Source organism: Sagittula sp. MA-2, from assembly GCF_030126985.1.
GTDB lineage: Bacteria > Pseudomonadota > Alphaproteobacteria > Rhodobacterales > Rhodobacteraceae > Sagittula.
In genome coordinates this window covers 2396185-2408279 of the sequence record NZ_CP126145.1, presented here as the reverse complement: position 1 = coordinate 2408279, position 12095 = coordinate 2396185, and the positions used below count along the sequence as shown (strand labels likewise).

General features: G+C 69.0%; 11 protein-coding genes. 5 read left to right on the top strand and 6 right to left on the bottom strand.

Annotated elements, in window-relative coordinates; genetic code table 11:
- Positions 1–21 precede the first annotated feature (21 nt).
- Positions 22–861, bottom strand: coding sequence for a MoxR family ATPase (locus QNI11_RS11685; RefSeq protein WP_283980252.1), 840 nt, complete (start codon positions 859–861; stop codon positions 22–24).
- 570 nt (positions 862–1431) lie between these two features.
- Between QNI11_RS11685 and dksA the strand changes: the two genes are divergently transcribed.
- From dksA to QNI11_RS11665, 4 genes are all read left to right on the top strand, one after another.
- Entirely contained in the window at positions 1432–1854 is a 423-nt protein-coding gene (gene dksA, locus QNI11_RS11680; RefSeq protein WP_100930320.1) for an RNA polymerase-binding protein DksA, read from the top strand.
- 201 nt (positions 1855–2055) lie between these two features.
- Positions 2056–3228 (top strand): FAD-dependent monooxygenase, encoded by a 1173-nt coding sequence (locus QNI11_RS11675; RefSeq protein WP_283980251.1) that lies wholly within the window; start codon positions 2056–2058, stop codon positions 3226–3228.
- A gap of 148 nt (positions 3229–3376) precedes the next feature.
- Positions 3377–4345 (top strand): XdhC family protein, encoded by a 969-nt coding sequence (locus QNI11_RS11670; protein ID WP_283980250.1) that lies wholly within the window; start codon positions 3377–3379, stop codon positions 4343–4345.
- Entirely contained in the window at positions 4342–5334 is a 993-nt protein-coding gene (locus QNI11_RS11665; RefSeq protein WP_283980249.1) for a molybdopterin-binding protein, read from the top strand. The genes QNI11_RS11670 and QNI11_RS11665 overlap by 4 nt, the downstream gene beginning before the upstream one ends.
- Positions 5335–5451: 117 nt before the next feature.
- Here the strand turns inward: QNI11_RS11665 and QNI11_RS11660 are convergent, their stop codons facing one another.
- Both QNI11_RS11660 and infC read right to left on the bottom strand, forming a co-directional pair.
- Entirely contained in the window at positions 5452–7092 is a 1641-nt protein-coding gene (locus QNI11_RS11660; RefSeq protein WP_283980248.1) for a BCCT family transporter, read from the bottom strand.
- Positions 7093–7313: 221 nt separating this feature from the next.
- The gene (gene infC, locus QNI11_RS11655; protein WP_100931047.1) at positions 7314–7862 is read right to left on the bottom strand and encodes a translation initiation factor IF-3; all 549 of its coding nucleotides are present in this window, start codon (positions 7860–7862) and stop codon (positions 7314–7316) included.
- A gap of 195 nt (positions 7863–8057) precedes the next feature.
- Here infC and QNI11_RS11650 point away from each other — a divergent pair, with 195 nt between their 5' ends.
- Entirely contained in the window at positions 8058–9698 is a 1641-nt protein-coding gene (locus QNI11_RS11650) for a hypothetical protein (RefSeq protein WP_283980247.1), read from the top strand.
- Positions 9699–9864: 166 nt separating this feature from the next.
- On the opposite strand, the gene QNI11_RS11645 is transcribed toward QNI11_RS11650, so the two are convergent.
- The 3 genes from QNI11_RS11645 to QNI11_RS11635 form a co-directional block, all read right to left on the bottom strand.
- Complete coding sequence (locus QNI11_RS11645; protein WP_283980246.1) at positions 9865–10719, bottom strand: ferredoxin--NADP reductase; 855 nt, start codon at positions 10717–10719, stop codon at positions 9865–9867.
- A 127-nt stretch (positions 10720–10846) separates the two neighbouring features.
- The gene (locus tag QNI11_RS11640; RefSeq protein ID WP_283980245.1) at positions 10847–11212 is read right to left on the bottom strand and encodes a DUF934 domain-containing protein; all 366 of its coding nucleotides are present in this window, start codon (positions 11210–11212) and stop codon (positions 10847–10849) included.
- A gap of 98 nt (positions 11213–11310) precedes the next feature.
- The gene (locus tag QNI11_RS11635) at positions 11311–12093 is read right to left on the bottom strand and encodes a phosphoadenylyl-sulfate reductase (RefSeq protein WP_283983502.1); all 783 of its coding nucleotides are present in this window, start codon (positions 12091–12093) and stop codon (positions 11311–11313) included.
- Positions 12094–12095: the final 2 nt, after the last annotated feature.

The following is a 12095-nucleotide window of genomic DNA, read 5'->3' as shown; positions in this document are numbered from 1 at the left end:
CGCAGCCTGTCGGCGGAGGGCCTACCTGTCGCGCCGGGCCATGAAGGCCAGGCGTTCGAAGAGGTGGACGTCCTGTTCGTTCTTCAGGAGCGCGCCGTGCAGCTTCGGCAGGGCGGAGGCGCTGTCGCGTTTCAGGTCCTCGGGGGAGAGGTCCTCGGCCAGGAGCAGTTTCAGCCAGTCGAGCACCTCGGAGGTGGAGGGCTTCTTCTTCAGGCCGGGCTGGTCGCGGAGTTCGAAGAACTGCGTCAGCGCCACGGTCAGGAGCTGGTCCTTGATGTCGGGGAAGTGCACGCGGACGATGGCGCGCAGGGTCTCGGGATCGGGAAAGCGGATGTAGTGGAAGAAGCAGCGGCGCAGGAAGGCGTCGGGCAGCTCCTTCTCGTTGTTCGAGGTGATGATGACGATGGGCCGGGTTTCGGCGCGGATCGTCTCTCCGGTCTCGTAGACGTGGAATTCCATCCGGTCGAGTTCCTGCAGCAGGTCGTTCGGGAACTCGATGTCGGCCTTGTCGATCTCGTCGATCAGCAGGACGGTCTTTTCCTTCGCGGAGAAGGCCTGCCAGAGCTTGCCCTTCTTGATGTAGTTCGCCACGTCGTGCACCCGCTCGTCGCCGAGCTGGCTGTCGCGCAGGCGGCTGACGGCGTCGTATTCGTAAAGCCCCTGCTGGGCGCGGGTGGTGGACTTGATGTTCCACTCGATCATCGGGAGGTTCAGCGCCTCGGCGACCTGGCGGGCCAGCTCGGTCTTGCCGGTGCCCGGCTCGCCCTTCACCAGCAGCGGACGTTCGAGGGTGATGGCAGCGTTCACGGCCATGGTGAGGTCGTCTGTGGCGACGTAGGCGTCGGTGCCGTCAAAGCGCATGGGGGTCCTCCGGATCGGTCGCAGAAGGGGTACAGGCGGTATCGGGCGGGTGCAAGCGATGCGCTGGCCACGCCGGGCGGGCGGCGGCGCAACTGCCCGATCCCTGCGCGTATCGCGGGCGGCTGCGGGTGGCCGGACCCCGGGCCGGGCCTTGCCGCAGGTGCAGCGCGGCGGGGCATTCGCGGGTGTGGCAGGGGCGATCCGGAGGCGGGGATCGGTGCCGTGGACGGGCTGTGGCCCTGCCGGTCGGGGCGCGGCGGAGAGGGGTTTGCCGAGTCTCCGGAGGGTGCCGATCGAGGGGTTTCGGATGCATGTTCCGGAGGGGCGGATCCGCGCCGCGTCAAGTCAAATCCTGTGGATAACCTTGCGTCACGGGGAGTCGTTCGGGACCGGCTGCGCAGACATCGGGCACGGTCACTTTTCGTTGCACAAGAGGCGCCAAAACCCGGTTCCGGACCCGCTATTGTGTAGTGACAAGGCGCGTTGTTTTGTTTAAGTGCTGCCCGCAGGGGTGCCAGATATCTTAGGAATTTCAAAATGACAGATATTGGCGTTGATGAGGGAGCGGAAATGAAACCTGAAACCTTTCTACCCGAGGACTATCGTCCCGCCGAAGATGAACCTTTCATGAACGAGCGGCAGACGGAGTACTTCCGCCGCAAGCTTCTGAACTGGAAAGCCGAGCTTCTTGCCGACAGCCGCGACACCATCGAGGCACTGCAGGAAGGGACGCGCAACATTCCCGATGTCACCGACCGCGCGAGCGAGGAAACCGACCGCGCGATCGAACTGCGGACCCGGGATCGTCAGCGCAAGCTGGTCAACAAGATCGACGCGGCACTGCGGCGGATCGACGAGGGCGAGTACGGCTACTGCGAAGTGACCGGCGAGCCGATCTCGCTCAAGCGGCTGGACGCGCGTCCGATCGCGACGATGAGCCTCGAGGCGCAGGAACGGCACGAGCGGCGCGAGAAGGTGCATCGCGACGACTGAGCCCCTTCGGGTGGGGCAGCGCCGGTCCTTGCCGGGCCGGCACCGAATGACGGTCCGCGGGGGGCGGTGAACGCCGGCCCCTGTCCGGCCGGGCCTCCGCCAGGCGGATGGGTCCGGAGCGCGGAACGGACCGTGACCTGAACGAGTGCGCCGGGGCCCGTCCCCGGCGCTTTTCTTTGAACGGACGGAAGGACAATCGCTGTGGGGGCTTCGGGCAAGCGATCGGTGGTTGTGGTCGGCGGCGGCATCGGCGGTCTGGCCGCGGCGCTGTGCCTTGCGGCACGGGGCGCCGAGGTGACCGTGCTGGAGCAGGCGGAGGCGATCCGCGAGGTCGGCGCCGGTATCCAGGTCAGCCCCAACGGTCTGCGCGTGCTGGAGGCGCTGGGTCTGGGCGCGGCCTTCCGCGAGATCAGCGTGCGGGGGCAGGCGGTCAGCCTGCGCGATTACCGCGAGGGCCGCGAGGTCACGCGGCTGGACCTCATGCGGCTGGGCGATGCGCAGTCCTACCGTTTCGTGCACCGCGCCGACCTGATCGAACTGCTGGCGCGGGCCACGCGCGAACGGGGCGTGGCGATCCGGCTCTTGCAGAAGGTCCGCAAGGTGGTGCCGGGCCCGATGGCGCGCGTGGTGATGTGCAACGGCGACGAGGTGACGGCGCCGCTGGTGGTGGCGGCGGACGGGCTGCATTCGGTCGCGCGGCCGGCGCTCAACGGCGCGGCGGAGCCGTTCTTTACCGGGCAGGTGGCGTGGCGCGCCGTGGTGCCGAACGTGGTCGACCACCCGGCAGAGGCGCGGGTCCACATGGGTCCGGGGCGGCACATGGTCAGCTATCCGCTGCGCGGCGGGACGATGGTGAACCTCGTGGCGGTCGAGGAGCGCAGCGGCTGGGTCGAGGAGGGCTGGAGCCACACCGACGACCCCGCGAACTTGCGCCGGGCCTTTGCGGGCTTCGGGGGCATGGTGCCTGCCTTGCTGGATGGGGTCGCGACGCCCGGCCTCTGGGGGTTGTTCCGGCATCCGGTGGCGCGGCGCTGGCATGCGGAGGGCGTGGCGCTGGTGGGCGACGCGGCGCATCCGACGCTGCCGTTCCTTGCGCAGGGCGCGAACATGGCGCTGGAGGATGCCTGGGCGCTGGCCGCGGCGGCGATGCGCGAGGGCGGGCCGCGGCTCGACCTGTATCAGGAGTGGCGCCGGGACCGGGTGAGCCGGGTGATCGCGGCGGCCAATGGCAACGCGTGGAAGTACCACCTGAGCAACCCGCTGGTGCGCGGCGTGGCGCATCTGGGTCTGGGGGTTGCCGGTCGGCTGGCGCCCGCGCGGATGCTGAACCAGTTCGACTGGCTCTACGGTTACGACGTGACCGCGCTGTCCTGAGACGGGGCACCCGGGCCGTCCCGGCGGGCCTGCCGCGAAAATTCCGGGTCCCCATGACTGGAAATTCCCGCCCGTCCGACCGACGTTTGTCCTGTGGCCGTCTTGCGACAGGCGGATTAAGGTCCCGGCAGGGAAGAAGGGGGTCTGAATGGAACGCATCGACGGAATTCCGGAGCAGGCGCTGGCGTGGCACCGCGCGGGCAAGGGCGCGGTCCTTGCCACGGTCGTGGAGACATGGGGCTCTGCCCCGCGGCGCGTGGGGTCGCAACTGGCGATCTCGGGCGAGGGGCTGATCGAGGGATCGGTTTCCGGCGGCTGCGTCGAGGGCGCGGTCATCGTGGAGGCGCTGGAGGCGCTTGAGGACGGCGACGCCCGCGAGCTGGAGTTCGGGGTCTCGGACGGCGACGCCTTTGCCGTGGGGCTGGCCTGCGGCGGCACGATCCGCGTGCTGGTCGAGCCGGTGGGCAAGGTCATGCCCGAAGGGCTGCTGACCGAGCTTTGCGCCGCGCGCGCGGCCCGCGAGCCTGTGGCCTACGTGGTCGACCTGGAAACCGGGCGGCGCGAGGTGGTGCGCGAGGGCTACGAGACGCGGTTCCGCATGGACCGCTCGGGCTTCGAGGAGGACGGCCGCACCTTCGTGGCGATCCACAACCCGCCCTTGCGGCTGATCGTGGTGGGCGCGGTGCATATCGCGCAGGCGCTGGTGCCGATGGCGCGCATCGCGGGCTACGATCCGATCATCATCGACCCGCGCGAGACCTTCGGGTCGGAGGCGCGCTTTCCCGGCGAACGCATCCTGAACGACTGGCCGGACGAGGCGGTGGAGGCGCTTGGCCTAGACGGGCGCACGGCGCTGGTGTTGCTGACCCACGATCCGAAGCTGGACGATCCGGCGCTGGAGAAGGCGCTGGCGTCGAAATGTTTCTACATCGGCGCGCTGGGGTCGACGCGGACCCACGGCAAGCGGATCACCCGGCTGGAGGCGCAGGGCTTTTCCGAGGAGCAGATCGCCCGCATCCACGGGCCCATAGGTCTGGACATCGGCGCGGCGGGACCGGCGGAGATCGCCGTCTCGGTCATCGCCGAGATGACGCGGGTCCTGAGGAAGGGCGCATGAGGTTCGGGCCGCTGTCGCTGGACGAGGCGGAGGGGGCGGTGCTTGCCAACTCCCAGCCTGCCGGGGGACGGCGGCTGAAGAAGGGCACCGTGCTGGGCGCAGAGGATATCGCGGCGCTGAAGGCCGAGGGGTTCTCGGAGGTGCTGGCGGCGCGGCTCGACCCGGACGACATGTCGGAGGACGCGGCGGCGGAGCGGCTGGCACAGGCGCTGGTGCCCGATCCGGAGCGCGCGGGCCTGCGCCTTGGCCGGGCGGCCACGGGCCGGGTGAACATCCACGCGGAGGCGCCGGGCGTCGTCGAGGTGCTGGCCGACCGCATCCACGCGCTGAACGCCGTCGATCCGATGATCACCGTGGCGACGGTGCCGGAGTGGCAGCGGGTCGGACCGCGGAGCATGGTGGCGACGGTCAAGATCATATCCTACGCGGTGCCTGCCGCGGCGCTGGAGGCCGCCTGCCACGCGGGCCAGGGCGCGCTGCGGCTGCGTCGGGTGGTGCATGACACCGCCAAGCTGATCCAGACCGCCGTGACCGCGGACGAAAGTGGCGACAAGGGGCAGGCTGTGACGGCAGAGCGGCTGGACCGGCTGGGCGTCCGGCTGGGCGAGAAGCAGGTGGTGCCGCACCGGATCGACGCCTTGGCAGAGGCGATCCGCGCCACGGATGCGGCGGCGGTGCTGATCCTGACCGGCTCTGCCACTTCCGACGCGCGGGACGTGGCACCGGAGGCGCTGCGCGCCGCCGGGGGCGAGGTCACGCATTTCGGGATGCCGGTCGATCCGGGGAACCTGCTGTTCTACGGGCGGCTTGGCGAACGGCCTGTGATCGGCCTGCCGGGCTGCGCCCGCTCGCCCGCGCTGAACGGTGCGGACTGGGTGCTGGAGCGGCTCCTGTGCGGTGTCGAACTGCGCCCCGGCGACGTGGCCCGGATGGGCGTCGGCGGCCTGCTGAAGGAGATCCCGGTGAGGGGCCGCCTGCGCGAAGCGTGAGGAGCGGGCTGTGCCGTGGCTTCCCGGCGGGGTCGGCTGGCGCGTTCGGCGTTTGCGCTTTTGAGAATGTGACCGGGCGCCGCCTGTCCTCTGGCGGCGCCCGGTGCGTTTCTGGCGTTACTCTGCCGGGGTTTCGGCCTTGTCGCGGTGGAAGTCCTCCAGCGCGGGGCGGGTGCCGATGGTGATGTGGTCGATGTCCTCCTGCGCTAGGCCGCGCACCAGCGAGGGGATCATCATGCTGACCAGTATGAAGATCGGCAGGCCGACCACGGTGATCACCTGTTGCAGCGCCGAGAGCCCGGCTTCGCCCGCGAGAATGATGAGCATCGCGGCCACGAGGCCTTCGGCCACGCCCCAGAACACGCGCTGGTGCACGGGGCCGGGCGTGGGCGAGCCGGTGCAGAGCATGTCCACCACCAGCGAGGCGGAGTCCGAGGAGGTGGCGAAGAAGATCGCCACGATCACCACGGCAAAGCCCTGGATGAAGGCGGTCAGCGGGAAGTGTTCGAGGAAGGCGAACATCGCGAGCGGTACGCTGTCGGCCACCGCCGCAGAGATCTGGCCTGCCTGGTCGCCCAGGGACGCGCGTGCTGCCGCGCCGATGCCGTCGAACTCCATCGCCTGCCAGCCGAAGATCGCGAACCAGATCAGGGTGAAGAGCGAGGGCGCCATGAGCACGCCGAAGACGAACTCGCGGATCGTCCGCCCGCGCGAGATGCGTGCCACGAAGAGGCCGATGAAGGGCGACCATGTGACGGTCCAGGCCCAGTAGAACACCGTCCAGCCGCCCTGCCAGCCCCAGTCCCCGTTGTCGGGGTTGGTGTCTGCCAGCATGTCGTTCCAGAAGGCGAGGCGCGGCAGGTTGGAGAGGTAAAGGCCTGCCGTCTCGACGATGCCGCGCAGCAGGAACAGCGTGGAGCCGAAGGCCAGCACGAAGAACATCAGCGCCACGGCCATGCCGATGTTGAGGTTCGACAGGAGTTTCACCCCCTTGTCGAGGCCCACGACGATGGAGGTCACGGCCACGGCGGTCAGTACGGCGAGGATCAGCACCTGCACGGTCGCGCCGTCCCCGGTGCCGTAGAGCGCGTTCAGACCGGCGGCGATCTGGCTGGAGCCGAGACCCAGCGAGACCGCCACGCCGAAGAGCGTGCCGAGGATCGCGGTGATGTCGATGGCCTTGCCGATGGGGCCGTGGATGCCCTCGCGCAGGAGCGGGTAGAAGACGGAGCTGACGCGGACGGGCAGCTCGTAGCGGTTGATGAAATAGGCGAAGGCGAGGCCGGGCAGGGTGAAGATCGCCCAGGTGTGCAGGCCGAGGTGGTAGATCGCTATGGAGATGGCGTCCTGCGCGGCGTCCTGGCTGTAGGGTTCGACCCCCGGCAGGGGTGGAGTGGCGAAATGCGAGATCGGTTCGGCCACGCCCCAGAACATCAGGACCGTGCCGATGCCCCCGGCGAAGAGCATCGTGAACCAGCTGAGGTTGGAATACTCGGGGCGGGAGCCCTTGCGGCCGAGGCGGATGTGGCCATGGCGGGAGGCGGCGACCCAGATCAGGAAGCCCAGCCAGACGTTGACGCCGAGGATGAAGAACCATCCGAGGTTGGTGACGATCCAGGCGCGGCCCGCGGCGAAGGCCTCTTCGATGGGATCGGGAAAGATCACCAGGGCCAGAACGAAGAAAAGTGTGAAAGCGGCGGAAATGAAGAAAATCGTAGGATCTGTTTTCAGTCGCAGTTTCTCTGCCAAAGCATGCAAGACATGTCCCCCTTTTGCGGCTTGCTACCTTAGGGCAACGACGGTTTTGGCGGGAATGTTCCGAAAAAATTGCCTACCCGGGGTTGTAAGGCCGGATCGGGGTGGCTGCGCGGGCAATTCATGCCCTGACTGTGCGGGACTGTTCGCCGGGGGCATAGTGGTGTCCCGGAACGCAAAAGGCCCGCCGTATGGGCGGGCCGTGAGCGTCTTTGCGGGGTCGCTTATTTCGCCGGAGCGGGGCCGATCATCATGACCATCTGGCGGCCTTCCATCTTCGGCATGTTCTCGACCTTGCCGATTTCCTTGACGTCCTCTGCCACGCGTTCCAGCAGTTCCCGACCAAGGTTCTGGTGTGCCATCTCGCGGCCACGGAAGCGCAGGGTGACCTTCACCTTGTCGCCTTTTTCCAGGAATTTCACGACGTTGCGCATCTTGACTTCGTAGTCGTGGATGTCGGTGCCGGGACGGAACTTGACCTCCTTGACCTCGATGATCTTCTGCTTCTTGCGCGCCTCGGACTCACGCTTCTGCTGTTCGTACTTGAACTTGCCGAAGTCCATGATCTTGCAGACGGGCGGCGTGGCGTTCGGGGAGATCTCGACAAGATCCAGTCCGGCGCGCTCTGCCATTTCCATGGCGCGCTGCGGCGTGACGACTCCGACGTTTTCGCCCTCCGCCCCGATGAGGCGGATTTCAGGGGCCCGGATGCGGTCGTTGATACGAGGTCCGGTGTCGCGCGTAGGGGGCGCATTGTGCGGTCGACGGGCTATTGGAATGCTCCTTTTGGATTTTCGCGTCAGGGCGGGAAGGTAAACCTGAGCGGGCAGCCTTTCAAGCGGCAAATAAGGGCCAAAGCGCGGTTTCCACACCGATTTCGCTTGCGGATGCTGCATCGCGGCGGCACTTCTGGGATGGGCGCCCAGCGGCGTCCGGCACGCGAGATGGATGAAGAGGGGGGCATTGCCATGGGAAAACAGGTCATTGCGGTCGTGGCCGCGATCGCCGCTGTCGGGGCCTACGTCTGGGCCACCGGACGGCCGGGAGACGAAGTGCAGGCAACAGCCGAGGCTGTCACCGAGAGCGCCGAAGCGGCGGCTGACACGGCGTCGCAGACGGCAGAGGCCGCGGGCGACGCGGTGGCAGAGGCCGCGGATGATGCGGCGGAGACCACCGAAGAGGTCGTGACGGAGGCCGAACAGGCCGCCGACGCCGCAGCCGGGGACGCCGCCGCGGCGGTCGAGGCCATGGGCACGGTGGCGGAAGAGGCCCTTGCAGCGGCCGAGGAAGCGGCAGGCGACGCGGTGATCGCGGCGCAGGACGCGGCGGACGAGGCCGGCGAGGCGGCGAAGGCCGTGGTCGGCGCGGCGGCCCTTGCGGCGGCCGGTGCCGCGGCGGCTGCGGCCAACGCGGCGGACGAAGCGGCGGAAGCTGCGGAGAGTGCCGCGGAAACCGCGGTCGAGGCAGCCCAGCAGGCCGCCGAGTCGGCAGCGGATGCCGCGACCGAAGGCGCCGAGGCAGCCGCCAACGAGGCCATCGACGCCGCCGAAGTGGCAGCGGACGCGGCGCAGACGGCGGCAAGCTCGGCCGAGGCTGCGGCGGATGCGGCGGCAGAAGCTTCGGACGCGGCGCAGGACATGGCGGCCGAGGCCGGCACGGACGCCGCCGAGACGGCAGCGGAAGCGGCCGAGCAGGCTGCCGAGACCGCGCAGCAGGCGGCGGACGCGGCAGCGGATGCGGCGGCAGAGGTCGCCCAGGACAGCACCGAAGCCGCGGGCGAAGCGACCGATGCGGCGGTGGAGACCGCGCAGCAGGTGGCGGAAGAGGCGGAGACGGCGGCCGAGATCGCCGAATCCTCGGCGCAGGACGCGCTGACCGCCGCCGACGATGCGGTCGAGCTGACCGACGAGGCGCGCCAGACGGCGGACACCGCCGGTGCGGCAGCGGACGAGGCGACGGATGTCGCGGCCGAAGCCACCCAGCAGGCGGCAGCGGCGGCGGAGGAGACATCCGAAGACGTGGCCGAGACCGCGACGGAAACCGCCGAGGCGGCTGCCGATGCGGCGACCGAGGCGGCAGAGGAAGCCAGCACCGCCGCCGACAACGCGATGGCCACCGCAGAGGCCGCGACCGAGGACGCGATGATCGCGGCAGAGGAAGCGGGCGAGGACGCAGCGGCGGTCACCGAAGAGACGGCGAGCGACGCGATGGTCGTGGTCAAGGACGCCACCGATGCCGCGGCGGATGCCGCAGCCGAAGCCGGTGCGGCCGCGACCGATGCGGCGGAAGCTGCGGGCGAGGCCGTGGCCGCCGCAACGGCGGCTGCCGAAGGCTCCGGCGGGTCCGTGGCCGAAGAGACCGCCGATGCGGCCTCCGGCACGGAGACAGAGGGCGAGGGCACCGGCGAGGCGACGGACGAGGCGACCATCGAGGAACTGCTGACGGTGGAAGGTTTCGACTACGACAAGGTCGTGGCCTACATCGAGACCGCCGAGGTAACCGGGCTGGCCAAGCGCACCGCGACCCGCGTCATCGAAGAAGCGAAGGACGCCGATCCGGAGGTCCTGGAACCGCTGCTGGAACGTGTGCGGGCGCTTCTGGGCCTCTGAGCCCGCTCACAGGACGGCAAAGACAGCCATGGCGCCGTGCGGAGACCCCGCGCGGCGCCTTTCGTTTGCGGGTGCCGACGATCGGACGCGGGTGCGGGGCCCGGGAACGCGAAACGCCGCGCAGGGGGCTGCGCGGCGTTGCTGGTCAGGGAGAAAGGGGGGACCTTCAGTCGAGGAAGGCCTTTTCGACCACGTATTGCTTCGGGTCGGAGTTGGCGCCCTCTTCCAGGCCGTATTCTTCGAGCATGGCCTTCAGTTCGAGGTTGAAGGCGAGGTTGCCGCAGATCATCGCGCGGTCGGTTTCCGGGTTGATCGGCTCCACCCCGAGGTCGCGGAAGGCCTCGCCCGAGCGCATCAGGTCGGTGATCCGGCCCATCTTGGGCGACTCTTCGCGGGTGGTGGTCGGGTAGTACTTGATCTTCTTCCAGAAACCCTCGCCGATGACCTCGTTGAGGAGTTCGTCGGTCTTCAGCCCCTCGATCAGCTCGGCGCCGTAGTGCAGTTCGGCGGCCTCGCGGCAGGTGTGGGTGATGATGACCTCATCGTAATCCTCGTAGGTCTGCGGTTCGCGCAGGAGCGAGGCGAAGGGCGCAAAGCCGGTGCCGGTGGCGAAGAACCACAGCCGCTTGCCGGGCAGGAGCGCGTCATGCACCAGCGTGCCCACGGGCTTGGGCCGCAGGATGATCTCGTCGCCCGGCTTGATGTGCTGGAGCTTCGAGGTCAGCGGGCCGTCGGGCACCTTGATCGAGTAGAACTCCAGCTCTTCGTCCCAGGACGGCGAGGCGATGGAATAGGCGCGCAGCAGCGGCTTTTCCTTGCCGGACTTCGGGTCGGTCTGCATCAGGCCGATCATCACGAATTCGCCGGAGCGGAAGCGCAGGGAGGCCGGGCGCGTGCAGCGGAAGGAGAACAGCCGGTCGGTCCAGTGCCGGACCTCCGTCACGGTCTGCGCGTCGGGGACGGCCTTCTTGGCGGGGGCGGTGGCGGCGGTTGCTTCGGTCACGGGTGTCATCTCGGTCATGGTGTTTCCTTCCGGTCTCGGTAAACCGGCCTCTCATATCTAGCTTTGATCTGGGTCAGGTGAAAGGCGATGTTGCCCCGCCTGCGACGACACGGCGGATGTCGGGGGACGGTCCGCGGCGCGCGGTTCAAGCGCCGCGCAGCCGCGACTGGTAGTCGTGCGCGGTCCAGTCGGCGCGGAACAGCCACTGGTCCTCGGGCTGGCGGGCGGCGAGGGTGTCGTCGATCTCCACCTCGTCGAAGCCGCAGCGGCGGGCCATGGCGTACTGGTCGGCCAGCACGTGACCCTGCGCGCGGAGCCTGCCGTTGTAGCCCTTGAGGCGCAGGAGCCGGGCGAGCGAGAACCCCCGGCCGTCGGCGCTGGAGGGGAAGGCGATGCGGATGGGCTGCGTGGTCGCCGGGTCGAGCGTCGCCGGATCGGTGTCGGAGGCGAGGTCGAGGAAGTCGGTCTGGTCGTCGGCGTGGAAGCCGTCGTCGCGCACGATGATCGTCATCAGTCGGGTCCTTTGTCGGGGCGCGCGCGGAAGAAGGTCGCGGCGCATGTGTCTCGGCAGGCAGGGTGGCCTGGAAGCCCACCCTACGGGCTGTTGCGCTATCCGGCCCTGACGGCCTTGCCGTCGGCGCCGAAGTGGATGCCGCATTCGTCCTTGTTCTGACCGCGCCAGCGGCCCGCGCGCGGGTCCTCGCCGGGCGCGACCTTGGAGGTGCAGGGCGCGCAGCCGATGGACGGGTAGCCCTGCGCCACCAGCGGATGCCGGGGCAGGCGGTTCTCGTCCATGTAGGCGCGCACGTCCTCGCTGCTCCAGTGGGCGAGCGGGTTGACCTTAATCCGGCCGGTCGATTCCTCGAGTTCGAAGAAGTCGAGCGCGGCGCGGGTCGAGGACTGGTAGCGCTTGCGCCCGGTGATCCAGCCGTCGAAGCCGTCGAGCGCCTGTTCCAGCGGCAGCGTCTTGCGCAGGGCGCAGCAGCGGTCCGGGTCGGAGAGGTTGAGCGCGGTGTAGGGGTCCTGTTTCGCGATCTCGGCCTCGTCCGTGCGCAGCACGCGGACGTCCTGCAGGTGCAGCCGCTCGGCCACCTCCTGCTGGTAGGCCAGCGTTTCCGCGAACAGGAGCCGGGTGTCGATGAACAGCACCGGCGTCTTGCGGTTGACCATCGCCACGAGGTGCAGGAGCGCCACGCTTTCGGCCCCGAAGGAGGAGACCATGGCGATCTTCCCGGCCTCCGGGTCCCGCAGCGCGCCTTCGAGCACCGAGGTCGCCGAGTGGTGGCGATAGCGCGCGTTCAGCGTGGCGACGCGGGCGCGTTTCTCCGCAAGGTCGTCGCGCGCGGCCGTGCCCGTGCCTCCGGCAGGGGTATTTTCACCAAGGAGAAGCATGT